Origin of the sequence: Pseudomonas citri (assembly GCF_025336485.1) — a bacterium.
GTDB lineage: Bacteria > Pseudomonadota > Gammaproteobacteria > Pseudomonadales > Pseudomonadaceae > Aquipseudomonas > Aquipseudomonas citri.
Genome location: NZ_JAODAB010000007.1, coordinates 184,305 through 210,121, shown reverse-complemented (window position 1 = coordinate 210,121; position 25,817 = coordinate 184,305). Strand labels below are relative to the sequence as shown.

The 25,817-nt window shown below is 64.4% G+C and carries 1 protein-coding gene (only partly in view); it reads left to right on the top strand.

All coding sequences use genetic code 11. The features are described 5' to 3' along the window. Window positions 1–105: 105 nt before the first annotated feature. On the top strand, window positions 106–25,817 hold the 5' portion of the coding sequence (locus tag N4Q37_RS11175) for a non-ribosomal peptide synthase/polyketide synthase (RefSeq protein WP_260957916.1). The gene runs 3,352 nt beyond the window's last position; the window shows 25,712 of its 29,064 coding nt (coding positions 1–25,712); it begins with the start codon at window positions 106–108; its stop codon lies beyond the right edge, outside the window.

Here is a 25,817-nt window from a genome sequence, read left to right as displayed (position 1 = left end):
CGTCGTCGCAACAGGTCTGCCGAGCCACCGCTGTCATGCAGGCGCGAGCCGGACGGCTGGCGCCGGTCTGGCGTGGGTGGGTGTACGGGTATCGGAGGGGCAGGTATGAATCAGTCCCTGCAACTGTCGGCCACCTATCCGCTGACCGCCTCCCAGCGGGACATCTGGCTGGACCAGATGAGCAAAGGGGATTCGCCGCTGTACAACATGGTCGGCTACCTGCACATCAAGGGAGCGGTCGATCCCGTGCGTTTCCAGCGGGCAATCGACTTGCTGATCCAGAAGCACGATGCCCTGCGCACGTTGCTGCACCATGAAGGAGGGGCTGACGGCGTGCCCGTGCAGACCTTCGTCGACAGCCTGGCGGTGCAGGTTCCCGTGCTCGATTTTTCCGACCGTCCCGACCCGGAGGTTTCGGCACAGGCGTGGATGCAGCAAGGGATGACGGTTGCCTTCGAGCTGGACAAGAGCCCGTTGTTCCGCTTCTTCCTGGTCAAACTCAACGAGCAGTCGTTCCATTTTGTCGTCCACCTGCACCACATCATCATGGATGGGTGGGGCATCAACCTGATGCTGGATTCGCTCGCGGAGCTCTACAACGCCCTGGAAAATGACCAGGTGCCTGATGTGTCGGCACCGTCCTATGCCGAGTTCATCCAGGAGGATGCCCGTTATCGTGAATCCCCTCGCTTCAAGATCGATGAAGCGTATTGGCTGGAGAAGTACCAGGACGTTCCCGATCCCCTGTTCACCGCCCGCTACCGTGACCAGCATGCCGACGCACTGTCGCCCAGTGCCCATGCCGTGTGGCCCTTCGCCCATGCATTGAACGAGCGGATCGACGTGCTGGCGCAGGCGCATCAAGCCTCGCGTTTCGCGGTGCTGCTCGCGGCCGTGTATGTCTTTTTCGTGCGTAGCGGTCAGCGGGAAGAATTGGTGGTTGGCCTGCCGATCCTGAATCGCCCCAGCGCCGCCTTCAAGAAAACCGTTGGCTTGTTCACCCAGGTCAGCGCCGTGCGCTTGAAATTCGCCGATGACCTGTCTTTCGGTGAGTTGATCCGCGCGGTGGCGCGCGCGCTCAAGCAGGACTATCGCAACCAACGGTTTCCCCTGAGCGAGATCAATGGGGCGCTGGGGTTGCGTCGCGACAACCGCGCACAATTGTTCGACGTGTCGTTTTCCTACGAGCAGGAAGACCACCGGTACCGGTTCGCACAGGCCCCAGCCCATTCGGTGAAGTGCACCAATGGCCAGGAACAGATGCCGCTGGCCATCCACCTGCGCAGCAATCCGAACGACGACAACGCCTGGCTGCACTGGATCTACAACCAGGCCTATTTCCAGGCCGGTGAAATCGAAGCGATGGTCGATCGCTTCATGCATGTGCTGGAGCAAGGCTTGCGCGATGACTCGTTGCCGGTCCGGCGTTTTACCCTGCCGACGCCGGCCGAAGCGCGCCAGCTCCAGGCCTGGAGCGCGAGCGACGCCCAGGTGTATGAGCAGGAGCGTACCCTCCCGGGTCTGTTCGAAGCGCAGGCAAGCAAACAGCCTGGCGCGGTGGCGGTGGTGTATGAAGACCAGACGCTGACCTATGGCGAGCTCAACGCCCGGGCGAATCAGGTCGCCCACCGCCTGCTGGCCTTGGGGGTGTTCCCGGATGATCGGGTGGCGATCTGCGTCGAGCGCGGCCTGGACATGATCGTCGGCCTGCTGGGCATCCTGAAGTCCGGGGCCGGCTACGTGCCGTTGGACCCGGCCTATCCCCAGGAGCGCCTGGCATTCATGCTCGAGGACAGCGCGCCCGTGGCGTTGCTCACGCAATCGACATTGCAAGCGCGGCTGCCGGCGTCGGGCATGCCCGTATTGGCGCTCGACCAGCCCGCAGAAGCGGGCATCGACACACAGCCGCGGCATAACCCCGGCATCGGTACGCTGGCCCCGCACCATTTGGCCTACGTGATCTACACCTCGGGCTCCACCGGGTTGCCCAAGGGCGTGATGGTGGAGCATCGCAACGTCGCGCGGCTGTTCTCCGCCACCCAGGCCTGGTTCGACTTCGGCCCGCAGGATGTGTGGGCGCTGTTCCATTCCTTCGCCTTCGATTTCTCGGTCTGGGAAATCTGGGGCGCGTTGATTCATGGCGGCCGCCTGCTGGTGGTGCCACAACTGGTCAGCCGCTCACCGCAGGACTGCTACGCGCTGCTGTGCGAGGCCGGGGTGACCGTCCTCAACCAGACACCCAGCGCTTTCCGTCAGTTGATTGCCGCCCAGGGCGAAAGCGACCTGGGCCACAGCCTGCGCCAGGTGATCTTCGGCGGCGAAGCCCTGGACACCAGCATCCTCAAGCCGTGGTACGCCCGTGAGCTCAATGCCCGGACGCAACTGGTGAACATGTACGGCATCACCGAAACCACCGTGCACGTGACCTACCGTGCATTGTCCGCGGCGGATGCCCGACGAGTCGGGGTCAGCCCCATCGGCAAGCGCATCCCGGACCTGCGCCTGTACCTGCTGGACAAATACGGCCAACCAGTGCCGGCAGGGGTGGAAGGCGAGTTGTATGTCGGCGGCGCCGGCGTGGCCCGTGGTTACCTGAACCGGCCGCAGCTTAACGACACGCGTTTCCTGGCCGACCCCTTCGATGACACGCCGGGCGCGCGCCTGTATCGCACTGGCGACCTTGGCCGCTGGTTGCACAACGGCGAACTCGAATACCTGGGACGAAATGACGAACAGGTGAAGATTCGCGGTTTCCGTATCGAACTGGGTGAAATCGAGGCGAAACTGGCGGCTTGCCCGCAGGTGCGCGACGCCGTGGTGATCCCTCGCGAAGACGAACCGGGAGACAAGCGCCTGGTGGCCTACGTGATTGGCGAAGAGGGCGCCGAAATGGTCGCCGCCGAGTTGCGTGGCCATCTGCTGGGTTCGCTGGCCGAATACATGGTGCCCAGTGCCTTCGTGGTCCTGGACGCGTTCCCGTTGACCACCAACGGCAAACTCGACCGCAAGGCGTTGCCGGCGCCCGATTCCCAGGCTTTTGCCCGGCATACTTACGAAGCCCCGCTGGCTGGAGTGGAAACTATCCTGGCCGGATTATGGGCCGAGTTGCTCGGCGTCGAGCAGATCGGCCGGCAGGATCGCTTCTTCGAGCTGGGCGGTCATTCCTTGTTGGCGGTCAAGCTGATCGAGCGCATGCGCCAGGTCGGCCTGAATGTCGACGTGGGGGTGCTGTTCGGCCAGCCGACGCTGGCGACATTGGCGGCCGCTACCGACACCGACGGTGCCACAGCGGTACCGCCCAACCGGATTCCTCTCCACGCCGAGCGCATCACCCCCGACATGCTGCCCCTGGCGGTGCTGACCCAGGAGGAGATCGAGCGCATTGTCGCCGTCGTTCCGGGGGGCGTGGGTAACGTGCAGGATATCTACGGCCTGGTGCCGTTGCAGGAAGGCATCCTATATCACCATCTCGCGACCACCCAGGGCGATCCATACCTGTTGCAAGCGCTGTTGCGCTTCGGCAGTCGTCCGCAGCTGGAGGCGTTCGTGCAGGCTTTGCAGGCGGTGATCGCCCGGCATGACATCCTGCGCACGTCGGCGGTGTGGGAGGGCTTGGGCGAGCCGGTCCAGGTGGTCTGGCGCGAAGCCCGGCTGGCGGTCGAGGAACTGGTCCTGGACACGGCCGGGGGCGATGTCGCCGGGCAGTTGCAGGGGCGCTTCGATCCGCGCCAGACCCGCATCGATCTGCGCCAGGCGCCGATGATGCGCATCCACTTCGCCGAAGACACTGCTGACGGTAGCTGGGTCGCGGTGCTGCTGTTCCATCACCTGATCGACGACGCCACTTCGCTTGGCATGCTGGGCAAGGAAATCGAGGCGCACCAGCAAGGGCAGTCGGCTGCGTTGCCGCCGTCGGTGCCTTACCGCAACTATGTCGCGCAGGTCCGCCTGGGCAGCCACGCCGGGCAACATGAGGCCTTTTTCAGCGAGATGCTGGGGGACGTGGACGAGCCGACGTTGCCGTTTGGCCTGCAGGATGTGCAGGGCGACGGCACCGGGATCGAGGAAGCCGCGTTGCCGCTGGCCGCGCCACTGGCCCAGCGTTTGCGCGCCCAGGCCCGACGCCTGGGGGTGAGCACGGCGAGCCTGCACCACTTGGCCTGGGGCCAGGTGGTAGGACGTTTGTCCGGCCGTCAGGACGTGGTCTTCGGCACTGTGCTGATGGGGCGCCTGCACAGCGGGCAGGACGGCGGCCATGCCCTGGGCATGTTCGTCAACACGCTGCCCTTGCGCGTCGAAGCCGGTAACCAGGGAGTCCTTGCTGCGCTGAAAGCGACTCACGGGCGATTGGCCGCGCTGCTCGGGCATGAGCATGCGCCGTTGTCCCTGGCGCAGCGTTGCAGTGGCGTGGCGGCGCCGGCACCGTTGTTCAGTGCGCTGATGAATTACCGCCAGACCGCCGTCGCCGCGCAGGCGCCCAAGGATGCCGGTCAGGCACGCACTTGGGCCGGGGCGCAGATCCTCGGTGGTGAAGAGCGCACCAACTATCCGCTGTCGTTGTCGGTGGACGACCTGGGGGATTGCTTCGGGTTGACGGTCCAGGCGGTGGCCGGCATCGGCGCGCAACGGGTGTGCGGCTACATGCAGAGCGTGCTCGAAGCGCTGGTCGATGCCCTCGATCACGATGTCGACATGCCGTTGCAGCGCTTGAACGTCCTGCCTGCCAGCGAACGTCGACAACTGCTTGACGACTTCAACGCCTTCGACACGGCTTACCCGGCAGGCTTGTTGATCCATCAATTGTTCGAAGCCCACGCCCAGGCACGGCCCGAAGCCGTTGCGTTGACCTACCAGGACCAGCGCCTGAGCTACGCCGAACTGAACCGCCTGGCCAACCAGATTGCCCATCGCCTGATCGAGCAGGGCATCGTTGCGGATGACCGCGTGGCGATCTGCGTGGATCGTGGTCCGGAAATGGTGGCCGGGCTCGTGGGTATCCTCAAGGCGGGTGCTGCCTACGTGCCGCTGGACCCAGCGTATCCGAGCGAGCGCCTGGACTACATGCTCAAGGACAGCGCGCCCAAGGTACTGTTGACCCAGCGCGGCCTGTTGGAACGTTTCCCCCAGTTGAACGTGCCGGCGCTGCTGCTGGATGCCGGCGAGCGCACTGGCGCCGGTATCAGCGATCAGTCGCAGGCCAACCCGGACGTGCGCGGCGTGAGTCCCGACAACCTCGCCTATGTCATCTATACCTCGGGCTCCACCGGGCAGCCCAAGGGCGTGGCCATGGCGCATCGCGCCCTGGTCAACCTGATGCAATGGCAAATCGCCCAGGCGGCGCCGCTGGCACGGGACGCTGTGCGTACATTGCAGTTCGCGGCCCTTGGCTTCGACGTGGCGTTCCAGGAAATCTTCAGCACCTTGTGTGCCGGCGGCGAGTTGTCGCTGATCCACGCCGATCTGCGCTTGAATTTCCATCACCTGTTCCAGCACATCCGCGAACAACGTATCGAGCGCCTCTACCTGCCTTGCATTGCCTTGCAGGCGTTGGCCGAGGCGGTGATGGGTGACGGTGAAGGCGAACCATTGGCTTGTGCGCTGCGAGACGTCATCACCGCCGGCGAGCAACTGCGCATCACGCCACAGATCCGCGGGTTCTTCGAGCGCCTGGACGGCTGCCGTCTGCACAACCACTATGGACCGACCGAGTCCCATGTCACCACGGCATTGACCCTGCCGGACGATGTGGCGTCGTGGCCGACTCTGCCGGCCATCGGCCAACCGGTGGCGAATACGCGGATCTACCTGCTGGACGAGCACCTGCAACCGGTTCCGCGTGGCGTGGCCGGCGAGATCTACATCGGTGGCGTCTGCGTCGCCCGTGGCTACCTGAACCGCGACGAATTGACCGCCGAGCGTTTTATCCGCGATCCGTTCGCGGCGGATGCACAGGCGCGCTTGTACAAGACCGGGGATTTGGGACGACACCTGCCCGATGGCAGCATCGAATACCTGGGGCGCAACGACGACCAGATCAAGATTCGTGGGTTCCGGGTCGAGCTGGGTGAGATCGAAGCCAGGCTTTGCCAGCATGCCGGGGTTAGAGAAGCGGCCGTCGTCGCCCGCCAAGCCCGTGAAGACCAGCCTGGCGACAAGCGCCTGGTGGCGTATTTCACTGTCCAGGGAGGGGACGCGGCACCGGACGCCGATGCACTGCGCGCCCATCTGCAAGCACTGGTGCCGGACTACATGGTGCCCGCCGCCTACGTGCGGCTGGAAAAACTGCCGCTGTCGCCCAACGGCAAGCTCGACCGTCGGGCACTGCCCGCGCCCGAGGTGGATGCCTTTGCCAGCCGCGCCTATGAGGCGCCCCTGGGTGAACTGGAAACTACGCTGGCCCGGTTGTGGGCTGACGTCCTCGGCCTAGAGCAAGTGGGGCGACATGATCACTTTTTCGAACTGGGCGGGCATTCGCTGCTGGCGGTCAAGCTGATCGAGCGCATGCGCCAGGCTGGCCTGAGCGCCGACGTGCGAGTGCTGTTCGGGCAACCGACCCTGGCCGCCCTGGCCGCCGCAGTGGGCAGCCGCACCGACGTGGTGGTGCCGGCCAATGGGATTGTCGACGGCTGCGAGCGCATCACCCCGGCCATGCTGCCGCTGGTCACACTGGACCAGGAAACCATCGACCGCGTCGTGGCCGCCGTACCGGGTGGCGTGGGCAATGTGCAGGACATCTACCCCCTGGCACCGCTGCAAGAAGGGATCCTCTATCACCATATCGCCGCGCAAGCGGGCGATCCCTACTTGCTGCAAGCCACCTTCGCCCTGGACAGCCGCGCTCGACTCGAAGGGTTCGTGGCGGCCTTGCAGGCTGTCATCGAACGGCACGATATCCTGCGCACGGCCATCTTGTGGGAAGGCTTCGACGTGCCGTTGCAGGTGGTCCTGCGCCGTGTCGGGCTGCTCCTGGAAGAACAGGCGCTGGATCCGGCCGAGGGCGATATCGCCATGCAGTTGCAAGGGCTGTTCGACCCTCGACACGCTCGCCTGGACCTTGGCAAGGCGCCGTTGATGCGCCTGGCGTGTGCCTGGGACAGCCTTCATCAGCGCTGGGTCGCGGTCCTGTTGTTCCATCACATCGCCCTGGACCATACGGCGCTGGATGTGATGCACGACGAGATGCTGGCGTTCCTGGACGGTGAAGACGAACGCCTGGGCACCGCCATGCCTTATCGCAATTACGTGGCCCAGAGCCTGTTGGGGATGAGCCACGCGCAACATGAGCGTTTCTTCCGCGACATGCTGGGCGATGTCGAGGAACCCACGCTGCCGTTCGGCCTGCGGGAAGTGCAGGGCGATGGCCGGGGGATCGAGGAGGTCAAGCTGCACCTCGATGCACAGCTGTGCCGGCGGCTGCGGTGGCAGGCGCGGCAGTTGGGCGTGAGTGCCGCGGCCTTGCATCACCTGGCGTGGGCACGGGTGTTGGGGCGTTTGTCCGGACGTGAGGACGTGGTCTTCGGTACGGTGTTGCTGGGCCGTATGCAGAGCGGCGAGGGCGCGGACCGTGCCCTGGGCATGTTCATCAATACCTTGCCGCTGCGGGTGGATGTGGGTGGGCAGGATGTGCGCAGCGGGGTCAAGGCGACCCACGCCCGGCTGACGGCGTTGCTGGGTCACGAGCACGCTTCACTGGCACTGGCCCAGCGTTGCAGCGGTGTGCCGGCCTCGTTGCCGCTGTTCAGCGCATTGCTCAACTATCGCCACAGCCCGCTCCAGGAGGGCGACAGCGTCGACCGTTGGGCGGGGGCGCAGGTGTTGGAGGTCATGGAGCGCACCAACTACCCCTGCATGCTGTCGGTGGATGACCAGGGCGAAGGGTTCCTGTTGAGCGTCCAGACGGCGGGTGCGGTCGATGCCCGGCAGGTCGGTGCGTATATGCAGACGGCTTTGGCGAGCCTGGTGGATGCCCTGGAGTTCGCGCCGGATTCGTCCGTCAACGAGCTGGAAATCCTCTGTGAATACGAACGCTGGCAACTGCTGCGTGATTTCAACGCGACCCAGGCCAACTACCCGCAGCAAGAGACAATTCATGGGTTGTTCGAGGCGCAAGTGGCGCGCACGCCAGACGTTGTGGCGGTGGTGCACGGTGAACAACGCCTGAGCTATCGCGAACTGAACGAACGAGCCAACCGCCTGGCGCATTACCTGCGCGAGCAGGGCGTACAACCGGATTCTCGGGTAGCGATCTGCGTCGAGCGCGGCCTCGACATGGTGGTGGGCTTGCTGGCGATCCTCAAAGCTGGCGGCGGTTATGTGCCACTGGACCCGGGTTATCCGGCCGAACGCATTGCCTACATGCTTGAAGACAGCACGCCGGCGGTGGTGCTGGCGCAGGCGGCGACCCTTGGTTTGCTGGCCGGGACGTCGATGCCGGTCATCGATCTGGACAGTGGGCTCTGGCAGGACAAATCCGTCCTGAATCCGCAGGTGCCTGAACTGACCTCGTCCCATCTGGCCTATGTGATCTACACCTCCGGTTCCACCGGTTTGCCGAAAGGCGTGATGATCGAACACCGCAACACGGTGAACTTCCTGGCCTGGGCGCACCGTTCGTTCGATGCGGCGACCCTGTCGAAAACCCTGTTCTCGACCTCGCTGAACTTCGACCTGGCAGTTTACGAGTGCTTCGCGCCGCTGACCTGCGGCGGCAGCATCGAAGTGGTCACCAATGTGCTGGAACTGCAACAGGGCGAGCACGACATCAGCTTGATCAACACCGTGCCGTCGGCGCTCAAGGCGTTGCTGGAATCCGGTGGGTTGAGTGAGGGCGTCGATACGGTCAACGTGGCCGGTGAAGCGCTCAAGCGCAGTCTGGTGGAAAGCTTGTTCGAGCAAACCCAGGTCAAGCGGTTGTGCAACCTTTACGGCCCTTCGGAAACCACGACCTATTCGAGTTGGGTATCCATGGCCCGCGAAGACGGGTTTGCGGCGCATATCGGTAAGCCTGTCGCAAACACCCAGTTCTACTTGCTGGATGAGCACAAACAACCGGTGCCGCTGGGCGTTCCGGGTGAAATCTACATCGGCGGCGCGGGTGTCGCGCGCGGCTATCTGAATCGCGATGACCTCACCACTGAACGTTTCCTGGGCGATCCGTTCAGCAGTACGCCAAACGCCCGGATGTACAAGACCGGCGACCTGGGCCGCTACCTGGCGGACGGCAACATCGAATACCTGGGCCGTAACGACGACCAGGTGAAGATCCGCGGTTTCCGCATCGAACTGGGGGAGATCGAAGCCAAGCTTGCCCAGCACGAGGCGGTGAAGGAAGCCGTGGTCCTGGCCCGCGAGGACGTGCCGGGCGACAAACGTCTGGTCGCCTATTTCACCCAATCAGCAGCGGTGGACATCGAAACCCTGCGCGCACATCTGCAAGCACGGCTGCCGGAATACATGGTGCCGGTGGCTTATGTCAGCCTCGACGCCTTGCCGCTGACTCCCAACGGTAAACTCGACCGCAAGGCGCTGCCGGCCCCGGATCAGGCTGCGGTCATCTCCCGTGGCTACGAGGCCCCGCAAGGCGAGGTCGAAACGACCCTGGCGCAGATCTGGCAAGACCTGCTGGGTCTGGAACAGGTCGGTCGCCATGACCATTTCTTCGAACTGGGCGGTCATTCCCTGCTGGCCGTGAGCCTGATCGAACGCATGCGCCAGGCCGGGCTGAGTGCCGACGTGCGCGTGCTGTTCGGCCAGCCGACCCTGGCGGCTCTGGCCGCTGCCGTCGACAACGACAGCGTTCATTCGGTAAGGGTCCCGTCCAACCTGATCGCCCCGGGTTGCGAATACATCACCCCGGCCATGCTGCCGCTGGCCACGCTGACCCAGGACGCCATCGATCGCATCGTGGCGCAAATACCGGGCGGCGCGCTCAATGTGCAGGACATCTACCCGCTGGCGCCGTTGCAGGAAGGCATTCTCTACCATCACCTGTCGGCCGAACAGGGTGATCCTTATGTGCTACAGGCCCAGTTTGCCTTCGACAGCCGCGAACGCCTCACCGAGTTCACCCACGCGCTGCAGGGCGTGATCGACCGCCATGACATCTTGCGCACGTCGATGGCCTGGGAAGGGCTGGACGAGCCGGTGCAGGTGGTCTGGCGCAAGGCGTTGCTGGGCGTGGAAGAAGTACTTCTGTGCGCCGGGGACGGTGACGTCGTCGACCAACTGAAGGCCCGCTTCGATGCCCGGCACCACCGCCTGGATATCCGCCAGGCGCCGTTGATGTGCATCCGCTTTGCGCACGATGCCGTCAATGGGCGTTGGGTCGCGACCCTGTTGTTCCATCACATGGCGCTCGACCATACGGCGCTGGAAGTGGTGCGGCACGAGATGCAGGCCCATCTGCAAGGGCAAACGGATCAGCTGGGCGAGGCGGTGCCGTACCGCAACTACGTGGCCCAGGCGCGCCTGGGGGTCAGTCGTGCAGAACACGAAGCGTTCTTCCACGACATGCTCGGCGAGGTGGACGAGCCGACGCTGCCGTTCGGCTTGCAGGACGTACGCGGCGATGGCAGCCGCATCGAGCAAGCCACGCAAGTGATCAACCCCGGCCTGAGTCGCCGTCTGCGCACCCAGGCCCGCCAGTTGGGCGTCAGTGCGGCGGCCTTGCATCACCTGGCGTGGGCGCTGGTGCTGGGGCGTGTTTCGAGCCGCGATGACGTGGTGTTCGGCACGGTGTTGATGGGGCGGATGCAGGGCGGCGAAGGGGCCGACCGCGCGTTGGGCATGTTCATCAATACCTTGCCGCTGCGCGTCAGCGTGGGGAGGCTAGGTGTCAAGGCGGGCGTGCTGGCGACTCATGCGCGGCTGAGCGGATTGTTGGGCCACGAGCACGCCTCCCTGGCGTTGGCCCAGCGTTGCAGCGGTGTGGTCGCACCCACGCCTTTGTTCAGCGCCTTGCTCAATTACCGTCACTCACTGGCGGAGCCTGTCGAGCAAACATCTTCGACCTGGCCAGGTATCGAGAAACTGGGCAGCGAGGAGCGCACCAACTATCCATTGGCGTTGTCGGTGGACGACCTGGGCGACGGTTTCAGCCTGACCGTTCAAGCTGCCTGCGGAGTCGGTGCGCAACGGGTTGCTGCCTACATGGAAGCGGCACTGGCGAGCCTGGCCGTTGCGTTGGAGCGTGCGCCTGAATCGGCGCTGTCCGGTTTGTCGATCCTGCCGGCGGTGGAGCGTGAGCAACTGTTGGTGGCGTTCAATGCCAGTGAAGCCGAATATCCGCAGCAGCAGACGATTCATGGGTTGTTCGAGGAGCAGGTGCAGCGTACGCCAGACGCCGTGGCAGTGATCCATGGCGCGCAGCGTATGGGTTATCGCGAACTGAACGAACGAGCCAACCGCCTGGCGCATTACCTGCGTGGACAGGGCGTACAACCGGATGCGCGGGTGGCAATCTGTGTCGAGCGCGGCCTCGACATGGTCGTGGGCTTGCTGGCGATCCTCAAGGCGGGCGGCGGTTATGTGCCGCTGGATCCGGGTTACCCGGCCGAGCGCATTGCCTACATGCTCGAAGACAGCACGCCGACGGTGGTGCTGGCGCAGGCGGCGACCCTTGGTTTGTTGGCCGGTGCGTCGATGCCGGTGATTGATCTGGACAGTGGGCTCTGGCAGGACAAATCCGTCCAGAATCCGCAGGTGCCTGAACTGACCTCGTCCCATCTGGCCTACGTGATCTACACCTCCGGTTCCACCGGTCTGCCAAAAGGCGTGATGATCGAACACCGCAACACGGTGAACTTCCTGACCTGGGCGCACCGTTCGTTCGATGCGGCGACCCTGTCGAAAACCCTGTTCTCGACCTCGTTGAACTTCGACCTGGCGGTTTACGAATGCTTCGCACCGCTGACCTGCGGCGGCAGCATCGACGTGGTCACTAATGTGCTGGAACTGCAACAAGGCGAGCACGACATCACCTTGATCAACACCGTACCATCGGCGCTCAAGGCGTTGTTGGAATCCGGTGGCTTGGGCGAGGGTGTCGATACGGTCAACGTGGCCGGCGAAGCCCTCAAGCGTAGCCTGGTGGAAGCGCTGTTCGAACAGACTTCAGTCAAGCGCTTGTGCAACCTTTACGGCCCGTCGGAGACCACGACGTATTCCAGCTGGGTATCCATGGCTCGTGAAGATGGGTTTGCCGCGCACATTGGCAAACCAGTGGCGAACACCCAGTTCTACTTGCTGGATGAACACAAGCAACCGGTGCCGCTGGGTGTTCCCGGTGAGATCTACATCGGCGGCGCGGGTGTCGCGCGGGGCTATCTGAATCGCGATGACCTGACCGCCGAACGCTTCCTCGACGATCCGTTCAGCAGCGCCGCAAATGCGCGGATGTACAAGACCGGCGACCTGGGTCGCTACCTGCCGGACGGCAACATCGAATACCTGGGCCGTAACGATGACCAGGTGAAGATCCGTGGCTTCCGTATCGAACTGGGCGAGATCGAAGCCAAGCTTGCCCAGCACGAGGCGGTGAAAGAAGCCGTGGTGCAGGCCCGGGAAGACGTGCCGGGGGACAAGCGCCTGGTGGCGTATTTCACCGAACACCACACGGTCGACATCGAAACCCTGCGCAGCCATCTGCAAGCACGGCTGCCGGACTACATGGTGCCGGTGGCTTATGTCAGCCTCGACGCCTTGCCGCTGACCCCCAACGGCAAACTCGACCGCAAGGCGTTGCCGGCGCCGGATCAGGACGCCGTCATTTCCCGTGGCTATGAGGCCCCGCAAGGCGAGATCGAAACGACCCTGGCGCAGATCTGGCAAGACCTGCTGGGCCTGGAACAGGTCGGTCGGCATGACCACTTCTTTGAACTGGGCGGCCATTCGCTGCTGGCCGTGAGCCTGGTCGAACGCATGCGCCAGGCCGGCCTGGGTGCCGACGTGCGTGTGCTGTTCGGCCAGCCGACCCTGGCGGCATTGGCCTGCGCCGTTGGCAACCGTCATGAAATAACCGTCCCGGCCAACCTGATTGTCCCGGGTTGCGAGCACATCACCCCGGCCATGCTGCCGTTGGCCGCGCTGACCCAGGACGCCATCGATCGCATCGTGGCGCAAATACCGGGCGGCGCGCGCAATGTGCAGGACATCTACCCGCTGGCGCCGTTGCAGGAAGGCATTCTCTACCATCACCTGTCGGCCGAAGAGGGTGATCCCTATGTGCTCCAGGCCCAGTTTGCCTTCGACAACCGTGGGCGCTTCGAGGATTTCGCCCAGGCTTTGCAACAGGTCGTCGATCGCCATGACATCTTGAGGACTTCGATGCTTTGGGAGGGGCTTGAACAACCCCTGCAAGTGGTGTGGCGTGAAGCCCGGTTGACACCGGAAGAGGTCGTGTTGGACCCGGCCGCAGGCGATGTCGCGGCGCAGCTATATGAGCGTTTCGACTCCCGGCACCATCGCCTGGACATTACCCAGGCACCGATGCTGAGCCTGGTCCATGCCCACGACGCCGCCCACGACCGCTGGCTGGCGATGTTGCTGTTCCATCATATGGTCCTGGACCATACCGCGCTGGAAGTGGTGCAGTACGAAATGCAGGCTCACCTGTCGGGCCAGGCGGATCGCCTGGACGCGGCGATGCCGTACCGCAACTATGTGGCCCAGGCCCGCTTGGGCGTGAGCCAGCCGGAACATGAAGCGTTCTTCCGGGAAATGCTCGCCGATGTGGATGAACCGACGTTGCCGTTCGGCCTGTTGGATGTTCAGGGTGACGGCAGCGCTGTCGAAGAGCGGCAGCAAGGCGTCGATGCCGCGCTGGCCCATCGACTGCGGGTGCAGGCCCGTCAGTTGGGCGTTAGCGCGGCGAGCCTGGTGCACCTGGCCTGGGCGCAGGTGCTGGGTCGGGTCTCGGGCCGTGAGGACGTGGTGTTCGGCACCGTGTTGATGGGCCGGATGCAGGGCGGCGAAGGGGCCGACCGCGCGCTGGGTATGTTCATCAATACCTTGCCGTTGCGGGTGAATCTGGGGCAAACCGCTGCCCGTGCGGGCGTGAAGGCCACCCATGCGCGGCTGACGGCGTTGCTCGGTCATGAGCATGCCTCCCTGGCGCTGGCCCAACGTTGCAGCGGTGTGCCGGCACCGATGCCATTGTTCAGTGCCTTGCTCAACTACCGTCATACCGATGCGACGGCGTCGAGCCAGGCGTCGTCGGCGTGGAAGGGAATCCAGGTACTGGGTGGCGAGGAGCGCACCAACTACCCGCTGACCTTGAACGTGGATGACCTGGGCGAGGGTTTCAACCTGACGGCGCTGGTTACGCCGCAAGTCGGTGCACAGCGGGTTTGCGCCTACATGCATGCCGCGCTGGAGGGGCTGGTGACGGCCCTGGAACAAGCGCCGCAGACAGCTCTGTATCGCTTGCCGGTACTGCCGGCGGCCGAGCGCGAGCAACTGCTGGTGACCTTCAATGCCAGCGCTGCCCAATACCCGGCGGAGCAAACCATTCACGGGCTCTTCGAGGCCCAGGTGCAGCGCACGCCGGATGCGGTGGCGGTGCGTCATGGCCGGGAACAACTCAATTATCGCCAGCTCAATGGCCTCGCCAACCGCCTGGCGCACCACCTGTGCAAGCAGGGTGTGCGACCGGATTCGCGGGTGGCGATCTGTGTCGAGCGCGGCCTCGACATGGTGGTGGGCTTGCTGGCGATCCTCAAGGCTGGCGGCGGTTATGTGCCGCTGGATCCGGGTTATCCGGCCGAACGCATTGCCTACATGCTCGAAGACAGCGCACCGGCGGCCGTCCTGGTACAGGCCGCCACGCGCAGCCTGCTGGGCGACACGACGGTGCCGGTGATCGATCTGGACAAGGGCGTCTGGCAGGACGAAGCGGCGCCGAATCCGCAGGTGCCGGGGCTGACGTCTGCGCACCTGGCCTATGTGATCTACACCTCCGGCTCTACCGGTCTGCCGAAAGGCGTGATGATCGAACACCGCAACACGGTGAACTTCCTGACCTGGGCGCACTGTTCGTTCGATGCGCAAACCCTGTCGAAAACCCTGTTCTCGACATCGCTGAACTTCGACCTGGCGGTCTATGAATGCTTCGCGCCGCTGACCTGCGGCGGCAGCATCGAAGTGGTCACTAATGTGTTGGAACTGCAACAGGGCGAGCACGACATCAGCTTGATCAACACCGTACCTTCGGCGCTCAAGGCGCTGCTGGAGTCCGGTGGCTTGGGCGAGGGCGTCGATACGGTCAACGTGGCCGGCGAAGCGCTCAAGCGCAGCCTGGTGGAAGCGCTGTTCGAACAGACCTCAGTCAAGCGCTTGTGCAACCTCTATGGTCCCTCGGAAACCACGACCTATTCGAGTTGGGTGTCGATGGCCCGCGAGGAGGGTTTTGCGGCGCACATCGGTAAGCCAGTGGCGAACACCCAGTTCTACTTGCTGGATGAACACCAGCAACCGGTGCCGCTGGGTGTTCCCGGGGAAATCTACATCGGTGGGGCGGGTGTTGCCCGTGGTTACCTCAATCGCGATGACCTGACTGCCGAACGCTTCCTCAAGGATCCCTTCAGCGGCGTTCAAGATGCTCGGATGTACAAGACCGGCGACCTCGGCCGCTACCTGCCAGATGGCAACATCGAGTACCTGGGCCGTAACGATGACCAGGTAAAAATTCGTGGTTTCCGCATTGAACTGGGCGAGATCGAAGCCAAGCTTGCCCAGCACGAGGCAATCAAGGAAACGGTGGTCCTGGCTCGGGAAGACGTGCCGGGTGACAAACGTCTGGTCGCCTATTTCACCCAATCAGCAGCGGTGGACATCGAAACCCTGCGCAGCCATCTGCAAGCACGGCTACCGGAATACATGGTGCCGGTGGCTTATGTCAGCCTCGACGCCTTGCCGCTGACTCCCAACGGCAAACTCGACCGCAAGGCTCTCCCAGCCCCGGATCAGGACGCCGTCATTTCCCGTGGCTACGAGGCCCCGCAAGGCGAGATCGAAACCACGCTCGCGCAGATCTGGCAAGACCTGCTGGGGCTGGAGCAGGTGGGTCGGCATGACCACTTCTTTGAATTGGGCGGTCATTCGCTGCTGGCCGTGAGCCTGATCGAACGTATGCGCCAGGCCGGTCTGAGTGCCGACGTGCGCGTGCTGTTCGGCCAGCCAACCCTGGCGACGCTGGCAGCGGCGGTGGGTGGCGGCCGCGAAGTCGTGGTGCCGGCCAACCGGATTGCATCCGACTGCGCGCGGATCACCCCTGACATGCTGGTACTGACCGACCTGGACCAGGACGCGATCGACCGTATCGTGTCCAAGGTGCCGGGTGGCGCGCGCAACGTGCAGGACATCTACCCGCTGGCACCGTTGCAGGAAGGCATTCTTTACCATCATCTGTCGGCCGAACAGGGCGATCCGTATGTGCTTCAGACCCGGTTCGCGTTCGCCAGCCGCGAGCGCCTCGACGCCTTCGTCCAGGCCTTGCAACGGGTAGTGGATCGCCATGACATCTTGCGTACCGCGATGCTCTGGGAGGGGCTGGACGAGCCCCAGCAAGTGGTCTGGCGTGAAGCACGGCTGGGCCTGGAAGAGCTGGTGCCGGACCCGCGGGACGGGGATATCGTCCAACAGCTGAATCAGCGTTTCGATGCGCGTCACTATCGCCTGGACATGACCCAGGCGCCGCTGATGCGCATGGCGTTCGCGCAAGACAAGCCCAACCAGCGCTGGGTCGCGACGCTGCTGTTCCATCACATCGCTCTCGACCATGCGACGCTCAAGGTGGTGCAACGCGAGATGCAGGCGTACCTGCTCGGGCAGGACGGCCCGGTGGACGCCGCCGTACCGTACCGTAACTATGTGGCACAGTCTCGTTTGGGCGTGAGCCAGCACGAGCATGAAGCCTTCTTCGGCCAGATGCTGGGCGATGTGGACGAACCGACGTTGCCCTTCGGGCTGGGGCAGGTGCCGAGCGATGGCGGTGATCTTGAAGAAGCCACCTGGCAGCTCGACGACGCGCTGAGTGCTCGCCTGCGTCGCCTGGCGCGGCAAGCGGGCGTAGGGGCGGCGAGCCTTTGCCATCTGGCCTGGGCGCAGGTCTTGGGACGTGTATCGGGCAAGGACGACGTGGTGTTCGGCACGGTGTTGATGGGGCGGATGCAGGGCGGCGAGGGGGCCGACCGCGCCTTGGGGATGTTCATCAACACCTTGCCGCTTCGCGTCAGCCTGGGCGACCAGGGTGTCAAGGTCGGGCTCAAGGCGGTCCATCGGCAATTGACCGCGTTGCTGGGGCATGAACACGCCCCGTTGGCCCTGGCCCAACGTTGCAGCGGCGTGGCGGCGCCGGCGCCATTGTTCAGTGCCTTGTTGAACTACCGTAACTCCAGTGAACAGGTCGATGCCGACGATACCCGCCTGGCCTGGCAAGGCATCGAGACCCTCGACGGCGAAGCCCGCACGCACTATCCATTGATGCTGTCGGTGGATGACCTGGGTAACGGTTTCACCCTGACGGTCCAGGCGCTGGCCGGCATGGGCGCGCAACGGGTCTGTGCCTATATGGCGACCGCGCTGCAAAGCCTGGCTTCGGCCCTGCAAGACAGTCCGGCGCTGTCGCTGGACCGTCTGGACGTGCTGCCGCAGGACGAGCGCGAGCAGGTGTTGGCGGGCTTCAACGCCACCGCGCGCGCTTACCCGCAGGACAAGACCGTCCAGGGTCTGTTCGAGGCGCAAGTGTTGGCTTGTCCGGAGGCGACGGCGGTGGTGCACGATGCACAAAGCCTGAGCTATGCCGAGTTGAACCACCGGGCCAATCGTCTGGCCCATCATCTGGTCGGCCTGGGTGTGCAACCGGGCGATTGCGTGGCGATCGCGCTGGAGCGCTCGGTCGAACTGCTGGTCAGCCAACTGGCGGTGCTCAAGTGCGCGGCGGTGTATGTGCCGCTGGATGTCAGCGCACCTCTGGAGCGCCAGCAGTTCATGGTGCAGGACAGTGGGGCGCGGGTGGTGCTGACCTTGAACGGCGCTGTCGCGCCTGAAGCCACGTTGCGCGTGGATCTGGACAGCGTCGTGTTGGACGAGTCGTCCGATAACCTGGCGTTGCTCCAGAGCGCCGAATCGGTCGCCTACATCATGTACACCTCCGGTTCCACCGGTACACCGAAGGGCGTGCTGGTGCCACATCGGGCAATCAATCGCCTAGTGATCAACAACGGCTACGCCGACTTCAACGCCCAGGACCGCGTGGCGTTCGCCTCCAACCCGGCCTTTGACGCCAGCACCCTCGATGTCTGGGCGCCGTTGCTCAACGGCGGTTGCGTGGTGGTGGTCGAGCAGGACGTGTTGCTGACCCAGGAACGGTTTGCCGCGCTGCTCACCGAGCAGTCGGTCAGCGTGCTGTGGATGACCGCCGGCCTGTTCCATCAGTACGCCGCCGGGCTGATGCCGGTGTTCAAGCAACTGCGCTACCTGATTGTCGGTGGCGATGTGCTGGATCCGGCGGTGATCGGGCGCGTGCTGAAAGAAGGCGCGCCGCAGCATCTGCTCAACGGTTATGGTCCGACCGAAGCCACGACCTTCACCACCACCTACGAAATCACCGCCGTGGGTGAGGGCGGTATCCCGATTGGTCGTCCGATTGGCAATACCCGCGTCTATGTGCTGGATGCAAATCAGCAACCGGTGCCAGTGGGTGTGGCGGGCGAGTTGTACATCGGTGGCGATGGCGTGGCGAAGGGTTACCTGAACCGTCCCGAACTGACCGCCGAGAAATTCGTCACCGACCCATTCAGCGCCGATCCGGCCGCGTTGCTCTATCGCACCGGCGACCTGGCGCGCTGGCGCGCGGACGGCACGGTGGATTACCTGGGGCGTAACGACGATCAGGTGAAGATCCGTGGCTTCCGTATCGAGCTGGGCGAGATCGAAGCCCGTCTGGGTCAGTGCGTGGGTGTGCAAGACGCCGTGGTGCTGGCGCGGCAGGACGACGTCGGTCCCAAGCGTCTGGTGGGCTATGTCATCCCTGAAAACGATTTCGCCTTGTCGGTGCATGACCTGCGCAGCGAACTGGCGGCATCGCTGGCCGACTACATGGTGCCCAGCGCCTTCGTGGTGCTGCCGTCCTTCCCGCTGACCGCCAACGGCAAGCTCGATCGCCGTGCGCTGCCGGCGCCGGACGCCGAGGCCTACGCCAGTCGTGAATACGAAGCCCCGCAAGGCGAAGTGGAACAAACCCTGGCGCAACTGTGGGCCGAGGTACTCAAGGTCGAGCAGATCGGTCGGCACGACCACTTCTTCGAATTGGGCGGTCACTCGTTGCTGGCGGTGACGCTGATCGAGCGCATGCGCCAGGCCGGCCTGAGTGCCGACGTGCGCGTGCTGTTCAGCCAGCCGACCCTGGCGGCATTGGCGGCGGCGGTGGGCAGCGGCAAGGAGATCACGGTTCCGGCGAACCTGATTCCGCTGGACTGCGAACACATCACCCCAGAGCTGCTGCCGTTGGTCGAGCTGAGCCAGGAGACGATCGATCGCCTGGTGGCGACGGTGCCGGGCGGCGCGGCCAATGTGCAGGACATCTACCCGTTGGCGCCGTTGCAGGAAGGCATTCTTTATCACCACCTGGCGGCTGAACAGGGTGATCCGTATGTGTTGCAGGCTGCCTTTGCCCTGCACAGTCGTGACCGGTTGACGGCGTTCGTGGATGCACTGCAACACGTCATTGACCGCCATGACATCCTGCGCACGGCGGTGGTCTGGGAAGGTCTCGATGCGCCGGTCCAAGTGGTATGGCGCCAAGTGCAACTGCCGCTTGAGGAAGTTGTCCTCGACGGTGCGGCGGGCGACATCCTCACCCAGTTGCAGCAGCGCTTCGACCCACGGCATTACCGTCTCGACATCACCCAGGCACCGATGATGCGCCTGGTCTTTGCAGAGGATGCGGCTCATCAACGTTGGGTGGCGGTGTTGTTGTTCCACCATATGGCGCTCGATCACACGGCGCTGGAGGTGGTGCAGCACGAGATGCAGGCGCGCTTGCTGGGCGACGTCGACGCGTTGAGCGCGGCGGTGCCTTATCGTAACTACGTGGCACAGGTCCGGCTGGGGGAGGGTGAATCAGCGCACGAAGGCTTCTTCACCGAGATGTTAGGCGACGTGGAAGAACCGACATTGCCGTTCGGCTTGCAAGATGTGCAGGGTGACGGACGGGATATCGAGGAGGCCAGGCAGCCTGTAGACGCGGCGTTGAGCCTGCGGCTGCGTACCCAGGCCCGTCAGCTTGGGGTGAGTGCCGCCAGCCTGGTGCATCTGGCCTGGGCGCAAGTGCTGGGACGTGTATCGGGCAAGGACGACGTGGTGTTCGGCACGGTGCTGATGGGGCGGATGCAGGGCGGCGAGGGGGCCGACCGTGCGTTGGGCATGTTCATCAACACCTTGCCGTTGCGGGTGAGCCTGGGTGCACAAGACGTGCGCGGCGGCGTGAAACAGACCCACGCGCGGCTGACCGGCCTGTTGGGTCACGAACATGCCTCGTTGGCCCTGGCCCAACGCTGCAGCGGCGTGGTTGCACCGATGCCGCTGTTCAGTGCCTTGCTCAACTATCGGCACAGTGCCGTGCATGGGCAGGCTACCGCCCTGGCCGGTTGGGAAGGCATCGAGGCCCTGAGCAATGAAGAACGCACCAACTACCCGCTGACCTTGTCGGTGGACGACCTGGGCGAAGGTTTCAGCCTCACCGCCCTGGCCGTGCCGCAGATCGGCGCGCAACGGGTCTGTGGCTACATGAACATCGCCCTGGAGCAATTGGTGCAAGCGCTGGAAGAGGCGCCGCAGACGTCGTTGAACAGTCTGGCGATCCTGCCGTCGGTCGAGCGTCACCAGTTGCTGGAGGTGTTCAACGCCACCACACGTGAGTACCCACAGGACACGACCGTCCAGGGCCTGTTCGAGACACAAGTGTTGGCCTGTCCGGATGCGACGGCGGTGGTGCACGATGCACAAAGCCTGAGCTATGCCGAGTTGAACCGTCGCGCCAATCGCCTGGCCCATCATCTGGTCGGCCTGGGTGTGCAACCGGGCGATTGCGTGGCGATTGCGCTGGAGCGCTCGGTCGAATTGCTGGTCAGCCAACTGGCGGTGCTCAAGTGCGCGGCGGTGTATGTGCCGCTGGATGTCAGCGCACCTCTGGAGCGCCAGCAGTTCATGGTGCAGGACAGTGGGGCGCGGGTGGTGCTGACCTTGAACGGCGCTGTCGCGCCTGAAGCCACGTTGCGCGTGGATCTGGACAGCGTCGTGCTGGACGAGTCGTCCGATAACCTGATGTTGCTCCAGAGCGCCGAATCGGTCGCCTACATCATGTACACCTCCGGTTCCACCGGTACGCCGAAGGGCGTGCTGGTGCCGCACCGGGCGATCAACCGGTTGGTGATCAACAACGGCTACGCCGATTTCAACGCCCAGGACCGGGTGGCGTTCGCTTCCAACCCGGCCTTTGACGCCAGCACCCTCGATGTCTGGGCGCCGTTGCTCAACGGCGGTTGCGTGGTGGTGGTCGAACAGGACGTATTGCTGACCCAGGAACGGTTTGCCGCGCTGCTCACCGAGCAAGCAGTCAGCGTGCTGTGGATGACCGCTGGCCTGTTCCATCAGTACGCCGCCGGGCTGATGCCGGTGTTCAAGCAGTTGCGTTACCTGATTGTCGGTGGCGATGTGCTGGATCCGGCGGTGATTGGTCGTGTCTTGAAAGAAGGCGCGCCGCAGCACCTGCTCAATGGCTACGGCCCGACTGAGGCCACGACCTTCACCACCACCCACGAAATCCAAGCCGTGGGCGAGGGTGGTATTCCGATTGGTCGTCCGATTGGCAACAGCCGTGTCTACGTGCTGGATGCAAATCAGCAACCGGTGCCAGTGGGTGTGGCGGGCGAGTTGTACATCGGTGGCGATGGCGTGGCGAAGGGTTACCTGAACCGTCCCGAACTGACCGCCGAGAAATTCGTCGCCGACCCGTTCATTGCCGATCCGGCCGCGTTGCTCTACCGCACCGGCGACCTGGCACGTTGGCGCGCGGATGGCACGGTGGATTACCTGGGCCGTAACGACGACCAGGTGAAGATCCGTGGCTTCCGTATCGAGCTGGGCGAGATCGAGGCCCGTCTGGGCCAGTGCGTGGGCGTGCAAGACGCTGTGGTGCTCGCACGGCAGGACGAAGCCGGTCCGAAACGCCTGGTGGGGTATGTCATCCCTGAAAACGATTTCGCCTTGTCAGTGCATGACCTGCGCAGCGAACTGGCGGCATCGCTGGCCGACTACATGGTGCCCAGCGCCTTCGTGGTGCTGCCGTCCTTCCCGCTGACCGCCAACGGCAAGCTGGATCGCCGTGCGCTGCCGGCGCCGGACGCCGAGGCCTACGCCAGCCGTGAATACGAAGCCCCGCAAGGCGAAGTGGAACAGGTCCTGGCGCAACTGTGGGCCGAGGTGCTCAAGGTCGAGCAGATCGGCCGGCATGACCATTTCTTCGAATTGGGCGGCCACTCGTTGCTGGCGGTGACGCTGATCGAGCGCATGCGCCAGGTCGGCCTGAGCGCCGACGTGCGCGTGCTGTTCAGCCAGCCGACCCTGGCCGCCTTGGCGGCGGCGGTGGGCAGCGGCAAGGAGATCACGGTTCCGGCGAACCTGATTCCGCTGGACTGCGAACACATCACCCCTGAACTGCTGCCGCTGGTCGAGCTGAGCCAGGACACCATCGATCGCCTGGTGGCGACGGTACCGGGCGGCGCGGCCAATGTGCAGGACATCTACCCGCTGGCGCCGTTGCAGGAAGGCATTCTTTATCACTACCTGGCCGCCGAGCAGGGCGACCCCTACGTACTGCAATCGCAGTTCGCCTTCGACAGCCGTGAGCGTTTCGATGCCTTTGTCGAAGCGTTGCAACAGGTCATCGATCGCCACGACATCCTGCGCACCAGCGTGGCCTGGGAAGGCCTGGACGAGCCGGTGCAACTGGTCTGGCGTCGGGTGGTGCTGGTGCCGGAGTACGTGGAGGTGGACGCCACGGTCGGCGACGTGGCCACGCAACTGGCGTCCCGCTTCGATGCGCGGCATTACCGTCTGGACCTGCGCCAGGCGCCGCTGTTGCATCTGGCCTGCGCAGAGGATGAAACCAACGGCCGCTGGCTGGCGACCTTGCTGTTCCACCATCTGGTGCTGGACCATACGGCGCTGGAGGTCGTGTGCCACGAGATGCAGGCGCACTTGATGGGTGAGCTGGGGCACCTGACCGAAGCGGTGCCGTACCGCACCTACGTGGCGCAGTCGCGGCTGGGAGCCTGCGAGGCAGAACACGAAGCGTTTTTCCGCGAGATGCTCGGCGATATCGACGAACCGACGCTGCCGTTCGGCTTGGCGAAGGTCCAGGGCGATGGTCGTGGCATCGAGGAAGTGAAGGCATTCGTCGATGACGCGTTGAGCTTGCGTTTGCGGGCTCAGGCCCGGCAACTGGGGGTGAGTGCTGCCAGCCTGGTCCATCTGGCCTGGGCCCAAGTGCTGGCCCTGGCGTCGGGTCAGGAAAAAGTGGTGTTCGGCACGGTGCTGCTGGGGCGGATGCAGGGCGGCGACGGGGCTGACCGCGCACTGGGCATGTTCATCAACACCTTGCCGATCTGCGTGCCCGTGGATGAGCAAGGCGCGCGTGACGCCGTGAAGGCCACGCACGCCCGGCTGACCGGCTTGCTGGGGCATGAACATGCCCCGCTGGCGCTGGCCCAGCGTTGCAGCGACGTGGCTTCGCCGACGCCGCTGTTCAGTGCCCTGTTGAATTACCGGCACAGTTCGGTCGAGGTGACGGATGAGTCGTTGTCGGCCTGGAGCGGCATGCAACTGCTGTCCAGCGAAGAACGCACCAACTATCCGCTGACCTTGAACGTCGATGACCTGGGCGAAGGCTTCAGCCTGACGGCCCAGGTCGAATCGCGGATCGGTGCCCAACGCATCTGTGACTACATGCAGGTGGCGTTGCGCAGCCTGATCGAGGCGCTGGAGCAGGCGCCGCAGACCCCTGTGCGGCGCCTGTCGGTGCTGTCGCCGGATGAGCGTCGACAGTTGCTCCAGACCTGGAACGGTTCGGACCGCGCGTATGAGCATGACGCGTTGATCCACCGGCAGTTCGAAGCCTGGGCGGCGCGGCAACCCGACGCCGTGGCAGTGCTGTTCGAAGAGCAGACGCTGAGCTACGGCGAACTCAATGCCCGCGCCAACCAGGTCGCGCATCGGCTACTGGCCCTGGGTATCTGTCCGGATGACCGGGTGGCGATCTGCGTCGAGCGGGGCCTGGACATGATCGTCGGGCTGCTGGGTATCCTCAAGTCCGGTGCCGGCTATGTGCCGCTGGACCCTGCCTATCCGGCAGAACGCATCGGCTACATGCTCGAAGACAGCGACCCCGCAGTGATCGTGGTGCATGCCGCGACCCGGGCACTGCTGGCCGACGAAGCCGCGCGGGTCATCGATCTTGATGGCCCTGGCTTGGACAATCAGTCGGTTGCCGATCCGCAAATAGCGGAGCTGTCCTCCTCGCACCTGGCCTACGTCATCTACACCTCCGGTTCCACCGGCCTGCCCAAAGGCGTGATGGTCGAGCACCGCAACGTCGCGCGGCTGTTCTCGGCCACCCAGGCCTGGTTCGACTTCGGCCCGCAGGACGTGTGGGCGCTGTTCCATTCCTTCGCCTTCGACTTCTCGGTCTGGGAAATCTGGGGTGCGCTGACCCATGGCGGCCGCCTGTTGGTGGTGCCTCAGCTGGTCAGCCGCTCGCCGCAGGACTGCTACAAACTGCTGTGCGAGACCGGTGTCACGGTGTTGAACCAGACACCGAGCGCGTTCCGCCAGTTGATCGCGGCCCAGGGCGAAAGCGACCTGAGCCACAGCCTGCGCCAGGTGATCTTCGGCGGCGAAGCGCTGGAAACCGGCATCCTCAAGCCGTGGTACGCCCGGCCCATCAACGCCGGCACGCAACTGGTGAACATGTACGGCATCACCGAAACCACCGTGCACGTGACCTATCGCGCACTGGAGGCGGCCGATGTCCAGTTGGTCGGGGTCAGCCCGATTGGCGGGCGCATTCCCGACCTGCAACTGTACGTACTCGACACCCAGCGTGAGCCGGTGCCGGTGGGCGTGGTGGGGGAAATGTACGTGGGCGGGGCCGGTGTCGCGCGTGGCTACCTGAACCGCACGGAACTGACCGCCGAACGCTTCCTGGATAACCCGTTCAGCGATGAGCCGAACGCGCGGATGTACAAGACCGGTGACCTGGGGCGCTGGCTGGCTGACGGCAGCATCGAATACCTGGGACGCAACGACGAGCAGGTGAAGATCCGCGGCTTCCGGATCGAGCTGGGCGAGATCGAAGCGACGCTGGCGGTTTGCGAGGGTGTCAGCGAAGCGGTGGTGATCGCTCGCGAGGACGAACCGGGCGACAAGCGCCTGGTGGCTTATGTGATCGCTAAGGAAGGGGCGCAGCCATCCGCTGCCGACCTGCGCACGCAGTTGCTGGGTTCGCTGGCGGAATACATGGTGCCGAGCGCCTTCGTGTTGCTCGAAGCCTTCCCGCTGACCACCAATGGCAAGCTGGATCGCAAGGCCTTGCCGGCGCCGGATCAGTCGGCGGTGGCGAGCCGTGAGTACGAAGCGCCGCAAGGACCGGTAGAGACAGCCATCGCCGGGATCTGGCAAGACTTGCTGGACCTGGCGCGGATCGGTCGCCACGACAATTTCTTCGAGCTGGGCGGCCACTCGCTGCTGGCGGTGAAGTTGAT